17 protein-coding genes are annotated in these 18,245 nt (G+C 72.1%); 11 read left to right on the plus strand and 6 right to left on the minus strand.

Annotation, left to right across the window (positions count from 1 at the left end; all coding sequences use genetic code 11):
• On the minus strand, positions 1–819 hold an 819-nt coding region (locus tag ACFXBC_RS22815), incomplete at its 3' end, for a GntP family permease (RefSeq protein WP_385027337.1).
• Positions 820–1,031: 212 nt separating this feature from the next.
• Between ACFXBC_RS22815 and ACFXBC_RS22820 the strand changes: the two genes are divergently transcribed.
• Both ACFXBC_RS22820 and ACFXBC_RS22825 read left to right on the plus strand, forming a co-directional pair.
• The gene (locus ACFXBC_RS22820; RefSeq protein ID WP_385027340.1) at positions 1,032–3,122 is read left to right on the plus strand and encodes an ATP-binding protein; all 2,091 of its coding nucleotides are present in this window, start codon (positions 1,032–1,034) and stop codon (positions 3,120–3,122) included.
• Complete coding sequence (locus ACFXBC_RS22825) at positions 3,119–3,790, plus strand: response regulator (RefSeq protein ID WP_385027343.1); 672 nt, start codon at positions 3,119–3,121, stop codon at positions 3,788–3,790. Before ACFXBC_RS22820 ends, ACFXBC_RS22825 begins: the two co-directional genes overlap by 4 nt.
• A 41-nt stretch (positions 3,791–3,831) precedes the next feature.
• Here the strand turns inward: ACFXBC_RS22825 and ACFXBC_RS22830 are convergent, their stop codons facing one another.
• Positions 3,832–4,335, minus strand: coding sequence for a DinB family protein (locus ACFXBC_RS22830; RefSeq protein WP_385027346.1), 504 nt, complete (start codon positions 4,333–4,335; stop codon positions 3,832–3,834).
• 206 nt (positions 4,336–4,541) lie between these two features.
• Positions 4,542–6,506, minus strand: coding sequence for an N-acetylmuramoyl-L-alanine amidase (locus ACFXBC_RS22835; RefSeq protein ID WP_385027349.1), 1,965 nt, complete (start codon positions 6,504–6,506; stop codon positions 4,542–4,544).
• Between the two features lie 318 nt (positions 6,507–6,824).
• Here ACFXBC_RS22835 and ACFXBC_RS22840 point away from each other — a divergent pair, with 318 nt between their 5' ends.
• From ACFXBC_RS22840 to ACFXBC_RS22860, 5 genes are all read left to right on the plus strand, one after another.
• A complete protein-coding gene (locus tag ACFXBC_RS22840; RefSeq protein WP_385027352.1) occupies positions 6,825–7,526 on the plus strand; it encodes a nucleotidyltransferase domain-containing protein in 702 nt (233 codons plus the stop codon).
• Positions 7,527–7,708: 182 nt separating this feature from the next.
• Positions 7,709–8,080, plus strand: coding sequence for a nuclear transport factor 2 family protein (locus ACFXBC_RS22845; protein WP_385027355.1), 372 nt, complete (start codon positions 7,709–7,711; stop codon positions 8,078–8,080).
• 235 nt (positions 8,081–8,315) lie between these two features.
• Positions 8,316–9,182, plus strand: a complete 867-nt coding sequence (locus ACFXBC_RS22850) for an Fpg/Nei family DNA glycosylase (protein WP_385027358.1) — start codon at positions 8,316–8,318, stop codon at positions 9,180–9,182.
• A 254-nt stretch (positions 9,183–9,436) separates the two neighbouring features.
• On the plus strand, positions 9,437–10,825 hold the full coding sequence (locus tag ACFXBC_RS22855; RefSeq protein ID WP_385027360.1) for an alpha-amylase family protein: 1,389 nt from the start codon (positions 9,437–9,439) through the stop codon (positions 10,823–10,825).
• A 362-nt stretch (positions 10,826–11,187) separates the two neighbouring features.
• Positions 11,188–12,054, plus strand: a complete 867-nt coding sequence (locus ACFXBC_RS22860) for a putative protein N(5)-glutamine methyltransferase (RefSeq protein ID WP_385027363.1) — start codon at positions 11,188–11,190, stop codon at positions 12,052–12,054.
• Between the two features lie 108 nt (positions 12,055–12,162).
• Here ACFXBC_RS22860 and ACFXBC_RS22865 read toward each other — a convergent pair whose 3' ends face one another.
• Entirely contained in the window at positions 12,163–12,420 is a 258-nt protein-coding gene (locus ACFXBC_RS22865) for a hypothetical protein (RefSeq protein WP_385027365.1), read from the minus strand.
• 131 nt (positions 12,421–12,551) lie between these two features.
• Here ACFXBC_RS22865 and ACFXBC_RS22870 point away from each other — a divergent pair, with 131 nt between their 5' ends.
• Entirely contained in the window at positions 12,552–12,911 is a 360-nt protein-coding gene (locus tag ACFXBC_RS22870; protein WP_385027368.1) for an ArsC/Spx/MgsR family protein, read from the plus strand.
• Between the two features lie 85 nt (positions 12,912–12,996).
• On the opposite strand, the gene ACFXBC_RS22875 is transcribed toward ACFXBC_RS22870, so the two are convergent.
• Complete coding sequence (locus tag ACFXBC_RS22875; protein ID WP_385027371.1) at positions 12,997–13,917, minus strand: Gfo/Idh/MocA family protein; 921 nt, start codon at positions 13,915–13,917, stop codon at positions 12,997–12,999.
• 406 nt (positions 13,918–14,323) lie between these two features.
• On the opposite strand from ACFXBC_RS22875, the gene ACFXBC_RS22880 reads away from it, so the two are divergent.
• From ACFXBC_RS22880 to ACFXBC_RS22890, 3 genes are all read left to right on the plus strand, one after another.
• Entirely contained in the window at positions 14,324–14,869 is a 546-nt protein-coding gene (locus ACFXBC_RS22880; protein WP_385027374.1) for a winged helix-turn-helix domain-containing protein, read from the plus strand.
• 234 nt (positions 14,870–15,103) lie between these two features.
• A complete protein-coding gene (locus tag ACFXBC_RS22885; protein WP_385027377.1) occupies positions 15,104–16,393 on the plus strand; it encodes a sensor histidine kinase in 1,290 nt (429 codons plus the stop codon).
• Positions 16,357–17,004, plus strand: a complete 648-nt coding sequence (locus ACFXBC_RS22890) for a LuxR C-terminal-related transcriptional regulator (RefSeq protein ID WP_385027380.1) — start codon at positions 16,357–16,359, stop codon at positions 17,002–17,004. Before ACFXBC_RS22885 ends, ACFXBC_RS22890 begins: the two co-directional genes overlap by 37 nt.
• Before the next feature lie 60 nt (positions 17,005–17,064).
• Here the strand turns inward: ACFXBC_RS22890 and ACFXBC_RS22895 are convergent, their stop codons facing one another.
• Positions 17,065–18,114 carry a cytochrome P450 gene (locus ACFXBC_RS22895; RefSeq protein WP_385027383.1) on the minus strand — a complete coding sequence of 350 codons (1,050 nt, stop codon included), beginning with the start codon at positions 18,112–18,114 and terminating at the stop codon, positions 17,065–17,067.
• Positions 18,115–18,245 lie beyond the last annotated feature (131 nt).

An 18,245-nucleotide genomic window follows, 5' to 3' on the forward strand; every position in this document is an offset into this window, starting at 1 on the left:
CCCGTCGGTGGGCTTGTCGGTGGAGGCGGCGGGCGACTCTGGGGGGGGGGCGCCGAGGGTGGGGGGGGGCGCGGCGGTGGGGGGTGTGTCCCTCCCCCTCCACCCCCCCGGGGCGCCGTCGGGCCGTTCGGAACCGGTGAACTTGGCGACCAGTTCCGGGTCGGGGCGGACGTCGAGACGCGGCGCTATCCACCGGCCGTACACCGGACCGGCGATGATGATCGTCGGGATCGCGCAGACCAGGCCGACCACGATCGTGATGCCCAGGTTGGCGTGCAGGCCCTCCACCGCGACCAGCGGGCCCGGGTGCGGCGCCACCATGCCGTGCAGGGTCGACAGAGCGGCGATGGCCGGGGTGGCGAGGAAGACGTACGGGGAGCCCTTGACCTGGTGGGTGTCCTGGAGGCGCCGGGCCACGCTGAAGATCAGCGGAAGCAGCACGATCAGCCCGATCTCGAAGAACATCGGGATGCCGATGATGAAGGCGGCGCCCGCCATGTACCAGGGCAGGGAGCGTTCACCGGACCGGTCGACGATCAGGCGGGCGATCTTGTCCGTGGCGCCCGATCCCGACAGCAGCCTGCCCAGCATGGCGCCGAAGGCCAGGGTCACACCGACGTTGCCGAGGATCCCGCCCGCGCCCGACTCCAGCGACTCCGCGATCTTCGCCACGGGCTGCCCCGCGGCCAGCGCGACACCGATCGATACGGTCATCAGCGCCACGAAGGGGTGGAAGCGCAGCCGTGAGTTGATCAGCGTGATCAGCGCGGCGATGGCCGCCGCCAGAATGATCAGCAGCGTCCAGGTGTGCCCCGTCACAGCCGGCCCCCGCGGGTGCGACAGGAACGGGCCCGTGGTCCGGGGCGCGGTATCTTCAGCAAGAGAACTCCTGGTGCGGCTCGTTGTGTCCCGGGCGGAAGCTATCCGGCGGCTGCCACTGCTCTCCAGGTTCTGCGCGCAACCCGCGTAAGCCCTGATCCGCGCTTTCTGCGCATTCTGTGCACGGGGCGGCGCCGGTTACCGTCGGCGGGGTGAGATTCTTCGAACCGTCCGCCCGGCGGCCGTCCGCCCGGCGGCTCTCCGCGCGCTCGCGGGGCGGCGGACGGTCCCGGCTGCGGATGCGACTGCGGCTGCGCACTCAGGTGCTGTTGTTGCAGTGCGCGGTCGTCGCGGTGACCCTGGCTGCCGCGTTCGGTGCCTTCGCGTACTCCAACGAGCACCGGCTCGTGCACGAGTACCAGCTGCGCGCGCTCGCCGTGGCCCGTACGGTCGCCGCCCAGCCCGCAGTCCGGCGCGGAGCTGCCCAGTACTCCGCGGCCAACGCCCGGCCGGGCGGCGGGGCCGCGGACACCCCGCGCGGGACGCTCGCCGCCGGGCCGGTCCAGACGGCGGCCGAGGCCGCCCGTACCAGGACGGGTTCGCTGTTCGTGGTGGTCACCGACGACCGGGGCATCAGGCTCGCCCACCCGGAACGCTCCCAGCTGGGCAGAAGGGTGAGCACCGACCCGAGCGGCGCCCTCTCCGGCCATGAGGTGCTGGCCAGGGACCACGCGTATCTCGGCCACGAGGTGGTCGCGAAGGTCCCGGTGTACGCGCCGGGCTCGCACCGGGTCGTCGGCGAGGCCAACGCGGGTGTCGCCGTGTCCGACGTACGGGCGCAGCTGGTGCGCGTACTCCTGGGCGGGCTCGGCTGGCTGATCGTCGCCCTGCTGCTCGGGATCGGCGCGTCGGCGCTGCTGGCGCGGCGGTGGAAGCGGCTGACGCTGGGCCTGGAACCGGAGGAGCTGGCCGGTCTGGTGCAGGAGCAGGAGGCCGTCCTGCACGGGATCGGGGAGGGGGTGCTCGCCGTGGACAACGGCGGGACGGTCACCGTGGTCAACGACGAGGCACGCCGGCTGCTGGCGACCCGGGCCCGGCCGGGGCGGTCCGTCGATTCGCTGGGACTGACACCGCGGGTGCTGGCGACGATCCGTACGCCGGTGGGCAGCCCGGTCATGGCAGCGGTCGGCGAACGGGTCCTCGTGCTCTCGTCGCGGCGGGTCGTACGTGACGGGCGGGATCTCGGCACGCTGCTGACCGTTCAGGACCGCACCGATGTCGAGTCGCTGACCCGCCAGCTCGACGCGGTCCAGGCGATGAGTTCGGCGCTGCGCGCCCAGCGCCACGAATTCGCCAACCGGCTGCATGTGGTCTCCGCGCTGGCCCACGGCGGTCACCTCGCGGAGACGGCCGAGTACATCGGCACCCTGCTCGGCACGGGCCCGCCGGGCGGGGCGCTGCCCGGTCTCGACGCGGTCCACGACTCCTACATGAGGGCCTTTCTGTCCGCGAAGGCGGCCCAGGCCCGGGAGAGCGGGGTGACGCTGGTGATCGGCGGGGCGACCTGGGCCGACGGGACCGTGACAGCGCCGGTCGATGTCACCACGGTGTTCGGCAATCTGGTCGACAACGCGGTCGACGCCGCCCGGGACGGCGCGCGCTCCCCCTCCCTCGTCGAGGTGGAGCTGATGACCGAGGACGGCACCCTCCTCATCACGGTCGCCGACTCCGGCGACGGCGTTCCGGACGGGCCCGCCGACGACGTGTTCCGCGAGGGCATGTCGACCAAGGACCACACGGCGGCGGTGGGCGGCCGGGGTATCGGGCTGGCACTGGCGCGCCAGATCGCCCGGGTCAGGGGCGGCGACATCCATCTCGCGGAGCGCGGCGGCCCGCCTGCCGGGACCGGGTCGCCGGGGGCGGACGGTGCGTCCACGGCTCGGGGGCCCGGTGGGCCTGGTGGGCCTCGGAGCGAGTACGGCGATCCGTCGGATTCCGGCCAGGGCGGGGCTGAGCAGGGCCGGGTCTCGGGCGGCGCCGTGTTCGTGGCCCGGCTGCCGGGGGTCATCGGGACGGAGAGCGAGGGGGACGGATCAGGGACGGCGGGAACCGGAGGAGTTGAAGTGTCCGGAGTGGGTGAAGTGAGTGAAGTGACGGAAGCGGCAGCAGAAGTGGCTGAGGGTTACGTGAGCGAGGGTGACGTGAGCGGGGCCCAGGCAACCGGAGCCCACACGACCGACGAGGTCCACCGGGCCGGGCCCGGAGTGGACCGTCCAGGGGCCGGGGACGAGGCAGGCCGATGACCGAGCGCGAGCCGTACTCCGTCCTGGTCGTCGACGACGACTTCCGGGTGGCCGGGATCCATGCGTCGCTGGTCGACGGGGTACCGGGCTTCCGCGCCGTCAGCACCGCGAACTCCGCCGGGACAGCGCTCCGGGCCGCCGCCGGTACGCCCGTGGACCTGGCGCTGATCGACCTTTATCTGCCCGACGGTTCCGGGCTCGATCTGCTGGGCCGCCTGGAGTGCGACGCCTTCGTCCTGAGCGCGGCCACCGAGGGGGCGACCGTGCGACGCGCGGTGTCGGCGGGCGCACTCGCGTATCTGGTCAAGCCGTTCACCCCGGAACTGCTGGCCGAGAAGCTGCACGGCTACGCCCGCTTCCGCCAGCTGACCGGCACCGAGACCGTCGACCAGGGCGCGGTCGAGAGCGCGTACGCGGCGCTGCGGAGTCCGGCGGCCACCCGTACGGCCCGCCCGCCTGCCGCCCGTACGGTGACCGGCGACGCGGTGCTCGCTGCGGTACGGGGTTCGGCGTCCCCGCTGTCGGCGGGAGAGGTCGGCTCGCTCATCGGCGTCTCGCGCGCCACCGCACAGCGCTACCTCGCGGGACTGGTCACCAGCGGCCTGCTGAGGATGAAGCTGCGCTACGGGGCGACCGGGCGCCCCGAGCAGGAGTACCGGATGCCGTGAGCGCCCTGGCCGGACACGGCGGGCCGGGGGGGCAGGTCAAGTCAGGTGCCGGAACTGCCGTCGAGGGTTTCGCGGATGATGTCCGCGTGACCCGCGTGCCGGGCGGTCTCCTCGATCATGTGCAGGAGCACCCAGCGCAGATTCCGGTCAGCGGCCTGCGGCCAGCCGCACGGGGCGTCCAGATCCATGCCGGCGACCGCCTTCCTCGACGCGGCGGACCGCTCCTCGTAGATGGCCAGCCACCGCTCCACCGTGTCGCGTTCATCGACGCGGAAGTCCTCCAGGTCGGTGTCCTGTTCCCCGTTGAGCGGCCACTCGCCGGGGAAGATCTCACCGGCCGCGATGATCAGGAACCACCGGCGCTCCCACAGCGCGCAGTGCTTGAGAATGCCCAGCAGCGAAAGCGCACTCGCGGTCGGGGTAGCGCGGGCGTCCGTGTCGGAGACACCCGTGACTTTACGGGCGAGGGCCGCACGCTGCCCGTCGAGGAACCCGCACAGGGCGTCGCGTTCGGTAGGAGGCGAGAACCGCCGGTCGGTCGTCATCCGGCGACGCTAGCCCAGGGGCACGGGAGGAGTCTTCGGATTTCATCGTGCGTGCGGCCCGAAGCGGTGTGAGGGTGCCCGGCCCGGCGCGGTGCGAAGCGGTGCGGGGATGTCGGCCCGGAACGCCGGACGGGCGCTGCCGCCAGGGGTGTTGGCCCCGGCAGCAGCGCCCGCGCCACCCGTGGGGGCGGCTCGCTCTGCGTACGTCAGTGGCGCACCGTACGCGTCTCCGTGACATCGGCCGAGTTGACCAGGATGTACCGGTGGTTGAACTGGACCGTGTAGTACTTCTTGGCCCCGGTGACCACCTTTCCGCCCGTGGGGAAGAAGTCCGCGCTGCCCAGCGGCGGTTGGGCCGCCACATAGGCCTGGCCGGCCGGGATCGCGTAGTTCTTCGCCGTCAGCGGCGCCTGCTTGGACGGGGAGAGTCCGGACGGGTACTCGGACGCGTCCGGGTAGGCCGTGCCGTACACGGGGGCAGCGGTCGTACCGGCGGACTTGATGATCCGGGCGCCCGGGGCGGGCGTGGTGTTGCTGCCACCGGGGTTGTGGATCCAGCCCTTCTGGCCGTCGTACCAGATCGCCGTCCAGTCACCCTGCTGCCCGGCGACGACGAACTGCTGCCCGGCCTGGACGGTGTCGCTCCAGTCGCTGACACCGTCGGTGCCGCCCTTGGCCGCGGGGTCCGAGTGGACGACCGGGTCGAGGACGAGCGGGGCGTCGTCGCTCGGGGCGCTGCGCACGAACAGAGCGCTCGACGGCTCGGTCACCGGCGTGCAGCTCTTGGCCGCACCGGTCGGGTCGTCCGCGGGGCAGACGGTGTACGTCTGCTTGTTCTCGCTGAACCCGGGGGTGATGGTCACGGCGGACCCGACGGGTGCCACGCCACGGGCGCCCTGGTCGAACGGTGCGCCGAGCAGCTCCATGAAGCGCGTCCAGTCCCAGCCGTTGGCCGGGTCCCAGTGCATGCCCGCCAGGGTGGAGTCGGACGGTCCCGGGACGTTGTCGTGGCCCAGGATGTGCTGGCGGTCCAGCGGGATGTCGTACTTGTCCGCGAGGTACTTCACCAGCTTGGCCGTCTGCTCGTACGCCGCCGTGGTGTACCAGTCGGCGCCGTGTGCCGAGAAGCCCTCGTGCTCGATCTGGACGGCGTGCAGATTGCTGTCGTAGTTTCCGTCACCGAACGCGATGTCCTTGTTGGCCACCATCTGGGTGACCGCACCGTCCGACGACCGCATCACGTACTGCGCCGAGGCGCCACCCGGGGTCTGGAAGGTCTTGATGGCCTCGTCGTAGGAGCCCTCGGTGGTGTGGATGATGATCTGGTTGATCTTTATGCCGTTGGCGGGCCGGTCGGACACCTGGCCGTTGGACGGGTCCGCGGCAACGAACTTGCAGTCCATCGACGCCGGGCACTCGGCCTGCGGGGACGAGGTGTCCTTGAGGCGGAGCTTGCTCAGCTGCCCGGTGACCGGCTTCGCCGACGGCACGGCATGCAGGGTGACCCCGGTGGCGGGACCGGTGGACGCGACTGCGGCCTTCGATCCGGCGGGCGCGGTGGCCTTCCGCTTACCGCCCGACTCGATGGTGGCGAACACGTCGTGTACGTACGACGTGGCCGCCTTGCGGTCAGACATCCGGCTGTACTTGGCGATGGCCGCGGTCCACTGCGAGGGGTCGGCGGACGTGCTGCCGGTGAGCTGCTTCTGGTACGAGGCGAGCAGGGCGGCCCCGCCTCGGATGTTGTCCCTCCGGTTGTGCTGGAGCCGGTCGGCCGGGATGCCGGTCAGCTTCGCGGCGGTCCGCAGGGTGTGCAGTTCGGGGTGGTCGGTGAAGGAGGTCAGATCGGAGCGGCCCGACGCGCCGGCCGCGCCGCCCTCGACCATCCGCGAGGTCACATCGGTGAGGTTCATCAGGCCCCAGCCGCCGGTGTCGCTGTAACCGGTGTGCTGCTGCCAGCCGGACTCCTGGTGCGCCACGCCCTGGAGGACGGAGACCGGGACCTTGAACTCCGCGGCGGCCGCGGTGAAGTCGGCCTGCGCGGTCGGCTGCTTCGCGTCGTCCTCGTCTCCCGCCTGGGCGATGGCAGGCAGGAAAGCGAGGGCTCCTGCGGCCAGGGTGCCGCCGAGGACGGCCGCCGGCAGCCATCGCTTCCCTTTTCGCTTGTGCAAGGGGTGTTCCTTCCGTGCAACTGACCCCGGAGCGCGTTCGGCGGGGCGGCTTTCGCTTCGCCCCGGCGCACTCCGGGGAGGGTGGGGGGTGGCGCACGGGGCCTGCTCAGGCACACCGAAGCGAGTGGGGTCTCCCGAGCGGAGACGGTTTTCGGTATCCCGGCGCCATCTGATCATTCAGTTTGTCAGTTTCACATGACGGGGTGAAGAACCGGAGCCGTTCCCTCAGCAAAGTTTCACGCGGACTCCGGATCCGGAACCCCGGGTTCACATTCCTCGGGGGCGGGGTGGGGTGCGTGGCGCCGGTAGGTTGGCGGGATGACGTCCGAACAGATTCCCCCCGGTGGTGTCGTGGTGGCCCCGGAGGAGATCGACGCACGGTGGGCGGAGTGCTGGCGCCCGGAGCAGGTGGCCTCGCTCCTCTCCGGGCTCACCGCGCCCTGGTACGTCGCAGCGGGGTGGGCGCTGGACCTGTTCCGGGGTGAGCAGAGCCGGGAGCACGACGACATCGAGATCGCGGTACCGGCGGGCCGGTTCCCCGAGATCCGCGAGCGCCTCACCGGCGGTCACTCGCGGGGCGGGTTCGCGTTCGACGCGGTCGGATCCGGACGCATCTGGGAGGCGCCTTCGGCCGGCGTACTGGAGGCGACCCATCAGACCTGGCTGCGCGACCGCGCCACCGGGGCGTACCTGCTCGACGTCTTCCGCGAGCCGCACGACGGGGACACCTGGATCTGCCGCCGCGATCCGGCGATCCGGCTGCCGTACTCCGCGGTGATCCGGCATACGCCGAGTGGAATTCCCTATCTCGCACCGGAGTTGGTGCTGCTCTTCAAGGCCGCACGCACCCGTCCCAAGGACGAGCAGGACTTCACCGCCACTCTCCCGCTGCTCTCCGCAGCCCAACGGGCAGCCCTGGAGAATTTCCTGACCCGGGCTCACCCCGGCCACAGCTGGCTGACGGCCCTGCGGCGCGCCACTCCGCCTGCCGGGGGGCACCGCGGGGGCGGCATGCGTTAGCCGGACGTGCTCGCGACGTTGTCCGAGCAGACGGTGTACCCGGTCCGGCCCACCATTACCCCGGACGTAATCGACCCCTCCGCGCCCGCACGGCAGGCTGAGGTCATCCGGGACCCGGGAGGCGTACTCCTCCCGGGCCCCGGGACCAACCGTCCGTACGACCTGCCGGAGGCTGATTCACCATGTCCGTGCACGAGACCGCTGTCGACCGTTACTTCGAGGCGTGGAACGCCGCCGGGCGCCCGGCGGAGACCGCCAGGGCCGTGGCCGCCGCCTGGACCGAGGACGGCAGCTATACCGACCCGCTGGCCGATGTCTCCGGGCACGACGGGATCGCGGCGGTGATCACGGCGGCCGGGGAGCAGTTCCCCGGCTTCGAGTTCCGCAGGACCGGGACCGTCGACGGCCACCACGGCATCGCCCGCTTCGGCTGGGAGCTGGTGTCGCGGGCCGATGGGTCGGCGCCCGTCGCGGGGTTCGACGTGATCGCACTCGCGGAGGACGGCCGCATCCGTACGGTGCACGGCTTCCTGGACCGCGTCCCCGCGGCCTGAGGGGCGCGGGCGGGACAAGCGTGGCCCGCCGGGAGCGGGAGCGGGGGCGCGGGCGGAAGCCGGAGGACGCGGGCGGGACGGGCGGGACTGGTGGGACGCCCGGGAGAGGCCGGCCGGGCCTGAAGCAGACCCGGCCATCCTGAAGCGGACCCGCCGGCATGAAGCGGAGGGGCCTCAAGCGGACCCGCTGGCCCTCATGCGGACCCGTCCGGCCGATGCGAGGCAGAATAGCGTTATGCCTGAATTGCCGGAGGTCGAGTCCCTCACCCGGTTCCTGGGCGAGCACGTCGTCGGCCGTACCGTCGCCCGTGTCCACCCGGTCGCCATCCACGCGCTCAAGACCTACGATCCGCCCCTCACCGCGCTCGTGGGGCAGTCGTTCGACCGTGTGACCAGGCACGGCAAGTTCCTCGACCTCGAAATCGGCGGGGTGCACCTGGTCATGCATCTCGCCAGGGCGGGGTGGGTCCGCTGGAGCGAGCATCTGCCGGAAGCGCCGCCCCGGCCCGGCAAGGGCCCGCTCGCGCTCCGGGTCGGGCTGGACGGGCCGGAGGGCGCGGGATTCGACGTCACCGAGGCCGGTACGCAGAAACGACTGGCGGTCCACGTGGTCCGGGACCCCCTGGAGGTGCCGGGTGTCGCGCGCCTGGGGCCCGACCCCCTCGCCGACTCCTTCACCCTGGCCGCCTTCACGGGTCTGCTGGAGGGCGAGCGCCGCCAGATCAAGGGCGTGCTGCGCGACCAGAGTGTCATCGCCGGGATCGGCAACGCCTACTCGGACGAGATCCTGCACACGGCCCGGATGTCGCCGTTCCGGCTGGCCGCCAAGCTCTCCGACGAAGAGGTGGCCGGGGTGTACGAGGCGATCGGGACGACGCTCGGCGAGGCGGTGGAGCGCTCCAGCGGGCTGGCGCTGCGCAGCCTGAAGGCCGAGAAGAAGAGCGGGCTGCGCGTGCACGGGCGCGCGGGCGAGCCGTGCCCCGTCTGCGGGGACACCATCCGCGAGGTCTCCTACAGCGACTCCTCGATGCAGTACTGCCCCACCTGCCAGACCGGCGGCAGGATCCTGGCGGACCGGCGGATGTCCCGGCTGCTGAAGTAGCGGCGGCGGAGCTCGTCCACCGGTCCGCGACCGCCCCGCCCGGTAATCCGTCGGCCGCACACCACTCATGCGGGCCACAGCCACCCGCACCTCAACCCGTAAGAAATTTCTGCAAGTTGCAGGAAAGTTTTGCGCAATCTCTTGAAGTGCTCATGCCTTAACGGCAGGCTCCTCTCCGTCTCCCCCCACGGCGGCCGTCCGCACCCGGCCGCCCCGGGACACCGCACTGCCCGTACGACGAAGGAGCCGCAACGATGCGCAACCGTCTGATCGGCACGTCCATGACCGGGGTCATGGCCGGCGTCATGGCCGCCGGCGGCCTGCTCGCCCTCTCCCCCTGGCAGGCCCAGCAGGCGCAGGCCGCGCCTCCCGGCGACCGGACCGTCACCGCCACCCTCTTCGAGCGCCCGTACGCGGACGTCGGCAAGATCTGCACCGACTCGCTCGGGCCCGCCGGTTACGGCTACGTCGAGGTCTCGCCCGCCACCGAGCACATCGCCGGTCCCCAGTGGTGGACCTCGTACCAGCCGGTGAGCTACCGGATCGCCGGACGGCTCGGGGACGCCGACGCGTTCCAGTCCATGGTGAGCGCGTGCCACGCGGCCGGTGTCAAGGTGATCGCGGACGCGGTCATCAACCACATGTCGTCCGGGTCAGGCACCGGGACCGGCGGCACGCAGTACAGCAAGTACGACTACCCGGGCACCTACAGCGACGCGGACTTCCACACCTGCCGCCAGGACATCAGCGACTACACCAACCGCGAGAACGTCCAGACCTGCGAACTGGTGGGGCTGGCCGACCTCGACACCGGCAGCGACTACGTACGGTCCACCATCGCGGGATACCTCAGCGGCCTGCGGAAGATGGGCGTCGACGGGTTCCGTATCGACGCGGCGAAGCACATGGCCGCGGCTGACCTCCAGGGCATCAGGGACAAGATGGCCGACCCCGGGTTCTGGGTCTCCGAGGTCATCTACGGCAGCGGGGAGGCCGTACAGCCCGAGGAGTACACGGGTCTCGGTGACGTCGACGAGTTCCGCTACGGCACCCACATCAAGAGCGCCTTCCAGGGCGGTGACCTCGGCGGTCTGCAGAACATCGCGGACGGGAAGCTCGCCGGTGACCAGGCCACCACGTTCGTCGACAACTGGGACACCGAGCGCAATGGCTCGACGCTCAGCTACAAGGACGGCGACACGTACAAGCTCGCCAACGCCTTCATGCTGGCGCACCCCTACGGTTCGCCGAACGTCTTCTCCGGTTACGAGTGGTCCGACAAGGACGCGGGACCGCCCAGCGGCAGTGACGGCTGGACCGATATGCACGCGGACCCGGAGATCACCGGGATGGTCGGCTTCCACAACGCCGTCGGCGACGCGGCCCTGACCGACTGGTGGGCGCAGGGCAGCGCCATCGCCTTCGGACGCGGCTCCAAGGGCTTCGTCGCCCTGAACGACGGGGACGGCGACCTCCAGCAGACGTTCACCACCTCACTGCCCGGCGGCACCTACTGCAACGTCGCCAAGGCGTCGGCGGACGACTGCGCGGGCAACACGGTGACGGTAAGGGACGACGGCAAGGTCACCGCGACGGTCCCGGCCAAGGGCGTCCTCGCACTGGACACCGCCGCCACGTCGTAACCCCCACCACGTCGTAACCCCCGCACGCCCGCGGTCCCCGGCAGGGGGGGGGGGGGCCGCCCACCCCCCCGGTGGCCCGCGCCCCCCCCCCCCCCGCCCCGCCCCGCCCCGCCCCGCTGCCAGGAGGGCGACAGACGCGGCGACTTCGGCAAGGAGCCCGTTCCGCCGGCGGTGCCCTGCCGGTCAGGGCCGGGCGTCGCCCGGTGGCGCTCATGTACTGTTGCCCTCCCCACGCCCGTGGACCGTACCGAGGAGGTGAGCCCCATTACCGCTGTTGCAGGCCGGGCGCTCCCCCTCACGGCCGTGCGGTTCATCTGACTCAGGTGACCGAGGGAGCCCCACAGGTATCCCGAAAGGCTCACATGCCGGTCTCACCGTCGCCGCTCCCGCCCCAGTCGCCTCAGACACCCCACGAACCCCCGGCGCTCCAGGAACCCCAGACCCCTCAGCCGCCCCTGCCGCTCTCCGCCGTCGTCACCACGCTCCGGGCCGCGGGGTGCGTCTTCGCCGAGGACGAGGCGGAGCTGCTTGTCTCCACCGCCCGGGACCCCGCCGAACTGGCCGCCATGGTCGACCGGCGCGTCCTGGGGCTCCCGCTCGAACATGTGCTGGGCTGGGCCGAGTTCTGCGGGCTGCGGGTGGCGGTGGACCCCGGGGTCTTCGTACCCCGCCGGCGCACCGAGTTCCTGGTCGAGCGGGCGGTCGCGCTCGCTCCGCCCGGGGCCGTCGTGGTCGACCTGTGCTGCGGCTCGGGGGCCCTGGGTGCGGCGCTCGCCGCCGCGCTGGACGGAGCCGAACTGCACGCCGCCGACGTCGACCCGGCCGCCGTACGCTGCGCCCGCCGCAACGTCGCCGCTGCCGGGGGCCGGGTGTACGAGGGCGATCTCTACGGCCCGCTGCCCCGGTCGCTGCGCGGGCGCGTCGACATCCTGCTGGCCAATGTGCCCTACGTACCCACCGAGGAGATCGAGCTGCTGCCCGCCGAGGCCCGGGTGCACGAGGCGCGGGTCGCGCTCGACGGGGGCGCGGACGGTCTCGACGTACTGCGACGGGTGACCGCGGACGCGCTGCCCTGGCTGGCACCCGGCGGCCATCTGCTCTTCGAGACCAGCGAACGGCAGGCGCCCGCAGCCGTACGGACGGTCACCGGGGGCGGGCTGTCCGCACGCGTGGCCGACTGCGCGGAGCGGTATGCCACGGTGGTGATCGGGACACGCGGTACGGACTGACGCGCGGCCCGGTCCCCGGTCCGGGGGCCGGGCCGCGCTCTCCAGGCGGCCGTGCGGGAGCAGCCGTTCGGCCGGTGATACGGAGACGCCGGGACAGGGACCGAGTGCTCAGCGACCGAGGCGGATCAGGACGCGCACCATGCGGCAGGTGGCGTCGGACGGCGGGTGGATGCCCGCGAGGGCGGCGGTGGCGCGTATCTTCCGGTTCGGTGCCTGACCGGGGCGGTAGACACCGGTGTCGAGGAGCGCGATGGCCAGACGCATCGCCTTCAGCCTGCGGTTGTGCGAGACATACCAGTCACGTGGCTTTCCTGCGGGCAGCGGCTTCTTGACCAGGGACTGCGTCGGGAACATGGCTACGGCCATCGGCGACCTCCAGGTGCTGGTGACAAGGGCCCTCGCGGACCCTCCCGAACTACCCCTATTTTACTGCCCACCACTGACAGAAGCCCCTGGCCAGAAGGGGTCCGGGCGGTCCCTCGCGTACCTTTGGCCCCATGGAGATCTGGATCAATCCCGCCTGCTCGAAGTGCCGCGGCGCGGTGGACCTGCTGGACGCGGAAGGTGCTTCGTACACCGTCCGCCGATACCTGGAGGACGTGCCGGACGAGGACGACATCCGGGCGGTGCTCGGCCGGCTCGGGCTCGAACCGTGGGACATCACCCGGACCCAGGAGCCGGACGCCAAGGCGCTCGGGCTGAAGGAGTGGCCGCGCGACGCGGAGGCCCGGGACCGGTGGATCGCCGCGCTGGCCGGGCATCCGAAACTGATCCAGCGGCCCATCATCACAACGGACGACGGCACCGCGGTGGTGGCGCGTACGGAGGAAGCGGTACGGGACGCGCTCGGGCGGTGAGCCTCTGAGGGGCGGGCCCCGGGCCTGCGGGTCCGGCACTCCGCTGCCGGGCCGGGGCGGCGGCCCCGGGCTGCGCCCCGGCCGCCTACTCCGGCCGCCGCTGCCCGAGTTGCCGCTCGGCGTCCGCCAGGATCTCGGTCAGCCGCAGGCCGAACCGTACGTCGCACGGGTGCGGTTCACCCGTGCGTACGGCGGTGAGCAGCGCGTCGACCGCGGCGGCGAACGGCACCCGCGCACCGCCACCGCGGCCCTCCGGCAGCACCGCGACCCCATGGGTGCCGCGGAACTCGACGGTGGCGCCCGCCGCTTCGGCGGGCGCGCTCAGGCTGAGCGTCGCCGAACTGGAGGCGCCCGATGTGTGGCGCAGCGCGAGATGGACGGTGTCATCGGCGCCGCCGGCCGCGGTGACCTGCGTCGCGTCGCCGAGCACCGGGAGCAGTACGGAGAGCGCGTGCGGGCCCACGTCCCACAGCCCGCCCTTCTCCCTGCGCCACGGGGACGCCGCGTACGGGCTGTCCGCACCCGGCGAGAAGAGCGCCCCGAGCCACTCCGCGCGGCCGGTGAACCAGCCGTCCAGGGCGGCCTGTCCGGCGATCCACTCGGCCACCCCCGGGGTGAAGCGCAGGGTGCAGAAGACCACGGACGCGACGCCGGAGCGCTCGGCCGCCGCCACGACCTCCTGTGCGCCGCCGACCGTCGTGGCGACCGGTTTGTCGAGCAGCAGATGGCAGCCGGCCGCGGCCGCGGAGGCCGCGAGCGGGGCCTGGACGTCCGGCGGGAGGGCGAGGGCGACCGCGTCGCTCGCCGCGAAGAGCGCCTCCGTATCGTCGTATGCGGTCGTCCCGTGCTCGGCGGCGAGAACACGCGCCGCGTCGGGCCTGCGCCCCCAGACGCCGCTGAACTCGATCTCCGGATGGTCCGCGAGCGCGGGGGCGTGGGTGGATTGGGCCCAGGGGCCGGTACCGAGCAGACCGATGCGCGGCCTCGTACGAGATGGCTTCGTCATACCGGCCAGTGTCGGCCATCGGATCCGGCGCGGACCGTGAAACACCCCGCTCACGGCCGGGCAACGGCCCGGAGACCGCGGATCGCGGTGCCGCGTCCTCGGGAGCTGCTGGGGCCGTCAGCCCCGCCGGGCCTGCGCCCCCGGACCGTTCCTTTGCCGGGAGCCCCTGCTGCCGCCCCGCCGTATCTGGTTCAATGGGCACATGGCCCGCCAGCAGAACACCTCGACCGGTCGCTTCGACCTCGAACCGTTCTGGCCGTCCCGTCAGCACCATGACTTCGACCGCGTGTGTTGCCGTGCGACCAAGGCGCCGGCTCTCTAACGCCTCTCTCCTCTCGAAGCCTTCGGCCGGCGCGCACGACGTACGTCCCTCGACGACCTCTCCGCGCGAAAGAGCTGACCCTTCATGGCTGACACCCGTTCCTTCTCCGCAGTGACCGCCGCGCCCGCAGCGACCGCCGCCTCTCTCCCCTCCCCCCGGCACCGGCTGCGCTCCGTCGACCGTGACGAGGTGGTCACGGTCGCCGACTTCCTGCCGCCCGGTGCCACCTGGCTGCCCGCGCCCCAGCACACCCTGCCCACCGTGCCGGGACAGCCGCCGATGGTCGGCTATCTGGTGCTGGTGCCCGCCGACCACCAGCCGGGACCCGTGCCCGCGCCCGCCGCTTCCGACGGGCCGGTGCGGATCGACAGCGAGGAGCGCACCGCTTCGGTGGACGGGCGGACGCTGGACCTCACGTATCTGGAGTTCGAGCTGCTCGCCCATCTCGTCGCGCACCCCCACCGGGTGCACAGCCGCGACCAGTTGGTGACCACGGTGTGGGGGTACGGGCATGTGGGCGACGGCAGAACCGTCGACGTCCATGTGGCCCGGCTGCGCCGCAAGCTGGGCGCCGAGCACCGGCAGACGATCCGTACGGTGCGCCGCGTCGGGTACAAGTACGCGCCCTGATCGGCCGGGCCCCTGCCGGGGCCCTCGGCGCGTCGGGTCCCCCGGTGCCCGGAACCCCTCGGCGCGTCGCCGTCGGCCGATTCGCCTCACCCGCCGCGAACCGCGGTGCGGGGGCGGGGGTGGTGCCAGGTACACCCCGAACCCGGGGGTGCGGGCCAGTGCCACCGGCGCCCCGGTACGGCCACACTGGTGTCCGGGCCGGCGACCACCCGGCCAGGGACGGGAGGGACACCGATGAGGGCGGACAAGGCACGCGACGCGGGGGTGGCGGCCGTACGGGGCCTGGCGCTGACCGGGATGGCTCTCATCGGCTCGATCACGCTCTTCACCCTGGTCGTCACATCGATCGCGCTGATCCCGGTCGGTGTCGGGATCCTCACCACACCGGCCCTCCTCGGTCTGGTCCGGGCGCACGCCGACCGGCGCCGGCTGCTGGCCGCCCAGTGGGCGGGCATCCGAATCCCGGTCATACCCCGGCCGCGCTCTCAGCGCCCGCGCTCCGGCCCGGTCGGTCGGGTGGAGCGCTGCAAGGTGCTGATGCAGGACCCGGCCACCTGGCGCGATCTGCGCTGGCTGCTGATCGACATGACGGCGGGCGCGATCACCGCGCTGTTGCCGGCGTCGCTGTTCGGCGAGGGGCTGTTCGGCATCCTGCTCCCGCTCGGGCTGTGGAGGCCGATCGTCCGTGCGGGCGGCGGGTACTGGTACGAGTTCGTCCGGGTCGACGGCTGGAGCACCGCAGCGCTCGCCGCCCTGGTGGGGATCGGCTGGATCGTGGTCGGACTGCGTTACGGGCCGCAGCTGATCCGCGCCCACTTCCGCGTCACCCGGTCGGCGCTGGCCCCCACCAGGGAGGCCGAGCTGGGCGAGCGCATCGACCGGCTCACCGCGACCCGCCATGACGCCGTGGACAGCTCGGCCGCCGAACTGCGCCGTATCGAGCGGGATCTGCACGACGGCGCGCAGGCCAGGCTGGTGGCGATGGGCATGAATCTCTCCACCGTCGAGGCGCTGATAGAGAAGGACCCGGCGCAGGCCAGGAAGATGCTGTCGATGGCCCGGGAGTCGTCGGCGGAGGCCCTGACGGAGCTGCGGGACCTGGTGCGCGGGATCCACCCGCCGGTGCTCGCCGAACGCGGACTTGAGGACGCGGTCAGGGCCCTGGCGCTGCGGCTGCCGATGGCCACCGCGGTCGAGGTGGACATGGCGGGCCGCGCGGAGGCGCCGGTCGAGTCGGCGGCGTACTTCGCGGTCAGCGAAGCCCTGACGAACGCCGTCAAGCACGCGGGCGCGGACCGGATATGGGTCGACATCCACCACACCGGGGGGATGCTGCGGCTGTCGGTCACGGACGACGGCCACGGGGGTGCGTCCGTGGGAAGAGGCTCAGGGCTGAGCGGAATCGAACGCCGGCTGGGTACATTCGACGGCGTACTGGCCGTCAACAGCCCGGTGGGCGGTCCGACCATGGTGACGATGGAGATTCCGTGCGCGTTGTCCTCGCCGAAGACCTCTTCCTGCTGAGAGACGGCCTGGTCCGGATGTTGGAGGCGTACGACTTCGAGATCGCGGCGGCGGTCGCCACCGGACCCGAACTGACCAGGGCACTCGCGGAGTTGGAGCCGGATGTGGCCGTGGTCGACGTGCGGCTGCCGCCGTCCCACACGGACGAGGGCCTCCAGTGCGCCCTGGCCGCCCGGCGGGCCAGACCAGGACTGCCGGTGCTGGTCCTGTCGCAGCACGTCGAGCAGCTCTATGCGCGTGAGCTGCTCGCGGACGGCACGGGCGGGGTGGGATATCTGCTGAAGGACCGGGTGTTCGACGCCGACCAGTTCATCGACGCGGTACGCCGGGTCGCGGCGGGCGGCACCGCGATGGACCCGCAGGTGATCCAGCAGCTGCTGTCCCGGCACGCCCAGGACAGACCGGTGGGCAGCCTCACCCCGCGTGAGCGGGAGGTCATGGAGCTGATGGCGCAGGGGCGTTCCAACGCCGCCATCGCGGGCCAGCTCGTGGTGACCGAGCGGGCGGTCGCCAAGCACACGTCGAACATCTTCGGCAAACTGGGCCTGCCGGTGTCCGACGACGACAACCGGCGGGTGCTCGCGGTGCTCGCCTATCTCGACCAGGGGTGACCGGCGCCGCGCGGCCCGGCCCTGCGGGGTCCGGCCCCGCAGGGCCGGCCCGTCGTCCGTCTACCGGTGGCGGGTGACCCGTACGCCGGTGACTCCCAGCAGCCCGGCCAGCGGGACCCGTGCCGAGGTCTGGTCGGGGGCCACCGCGAGGTTCTGGGCGCGCAGCAGGTTCAGCAGCCGCTCGGCCAGGGGCATGACCATGTGCCGTCCCCAGCAACGCTCGTTGGCGTGGCCGAAGGGCAGGTATCCCGGGTGGTTGTCGGGGTCGGCCCCGGTCCACCGGTCGGGGCGGAACGTGTCGGGGTCGTCCCAGATCGCGGGAGAGCGGTGGGTCAGCAGGGGGAGCATCAGGACGTCGTCCCGCTCGCCGATCCGGTCGTCCAGGGCCGCGAACTCGGGCGAGGCCACCCGCAGCAGGTTCCAGGACGGCGGCAGCAGCCGGAGCGTCTCCAGCAGGATGTCCCGATTGGACACGTCGTCGGCGAAGGGTGAGCCGAGCCAGAGCGCGTTGGCGACCAGGGTGGAGACCGTGAAGCAGATGGGCGCCGCTGCCCGCCGGTACATACCCATGGCGTGGCGCCGGCCCTCGTAGGTCCCGGCCTCCGCGGTCAGCTTCGCCAGATGGGAGACCGGCGCGTCCGGGCCGGGGCTGCCGGGCAGCGCGGCGCCCGTCCCGATGACGGTCCAGGTGAGTGCCGTCGTCCACTCCAGTCTGCGGTCCATGAGCGCCCGGTACCGGAGGGGATCCGAACCGAAAACCAGGTCTCGCAGATAGATATGGCCCACGTGCGGCCATTCCCCGGAGAGATCGACCCCTTCAGGATCCTGCTTTTTCAGTGCTGTTTTGACGTCCTGCGAGATGGCGCGCATGAGCGCGGATGATTCCGGCCGGGTGATGGACCTCCCCTTGAGGGGTTTGAACGTCGGCCGCTCGAATTCATTCGCCGGTCTACTGCGCAGTATTTCATCGATCAGTTCGGGCCCTGCAACGCCAACGGTTCCGGGATCCAGACGGAATGCGTCCGCACCCCGGTGCTTGCGCAGGAGATCGTCGATTCTCGGCGTGAAGACCGTGGTCCGGGCACTTCTGGCCGTACCGGAAATGTTCATCGGAGATCTCCAAGGAGCAAAAGGCAGGAGCAAAAGGCCCTAGCCCCCCGGCCGCCGGCGAGGGGCCCCCGCGCCGCCCCCCCCGGCCCCCCCCTCAGCGCGCGCAACGCACACCCAGGGAGAGCGAGAGC

Origin of the sequence: Streptomyces sp. NPDC059398 (assembly GCF_042751845.1) — a bacterium.
Taxonomy (GTDB): Bacteria; Actinomycetota; Actinomycetes; order Streptomycetales; family Streptomycetaceae; genus Streptomyces.

Excerpts from the sequence above, each read along its gene's own strand:
- ACFXBC_RS22880 (WP_385027374.1), top strand. The coding sequence starts at position 14,324 with ATGGCTGACACCCGTTCCTTCTCCGCAGTGACCGCCGCGCCCGCAGCG.
- ACFXBC_RS22885 (WP_385027377.1), top strand. The coding sequence starts at position 15,104 with ATGAGGGCGGACAAGGCACGCGACGCGGGGGTGGCGGCCGTACGGGGC.
- ACFXBC_RS22870 (WP_385027368.1), top strand. The coding sequence starts at position 12,552 with ATGGAGATCTGGATCAATCCCGCCTGCTCGAAGTGCCGCGGCGCGGTG.
- ACFXBC_RS22875 (WP_385027371.1), bottom strand. The coding sequence starts at position 13,917 with ATGACGAAGCCATCTCGTACGAGGCCGCGCATCGGTCTGCTCGGTACC.
- ACFXBC_RS22895 (WP_385027383.1), bottom strand. The coding sequence starts at position 18,114 with ATGAACATTTCCGGTACGGCCAGAAGTGCCCGGACCACGGTCTTCACG.
- ACFXBC_RS22860 (WP_385027363.1), top strand. The coding sequence starts at position 11,188 with ATGCCGGTCTCACCGTCGCCGCTCCCGCCCCAGTCGCCTCAGACACCC.
- ACFXBC_RS22865 (WP_385027365.1), bottom strand. The coding sequence starts at position 12,420 with ATGGCCGTAGCCATGTTCCCGACGCAGTCCCTGGTCAAGAAGCCGCTG.
- ACFXBC_RS22825 (WP_385027343.1), top strand. The coding sequence starts at position 3,119 with ATGACCGAGCGCGAGCCGTACTCCGTCCTGGTCGTCGACGACGACTTC.
- ACFXBC_RS22840 (WP_385027352.1), top strand. The coding sequence starts at position 6,825 with ATGACGTCCGAACAGATTCCCCCCGGTGGTGTCGTGGTGGCCCCGGAG.
- ACFXBC_RS22845 (WP_385027355.1), top strand. The coding sequence starts at position 7,709 with ATGTCCGTGCACGAGACCGCTGTCGACCGTTACTTCGAGGCGTGGAAC.
- ACFXBC_RS22830 (WP_385027346.1), bottom strand. The coding sequence starts at position 4,335 with ATGACGACCGACCGGCGGTTCTCGCCTCCTACCGAACGCGACGCCCTG.
- ACFXBC_RS22855 (WP_385027360.1), top strand. The coding sequence starts at position 9,437 with ATGCGCAACCGTCTGATCGGCACGTCCATGACCGGGGTCATGGCCGGC.
- ACFXBC_RS22850 (WP_385027358.1), top strand. The coding sequence starts at position 8,316 with ATGCCTGAATTGCCGGAGGTCGAGTCCCTCACCCGGTTCCTGGGCGAG.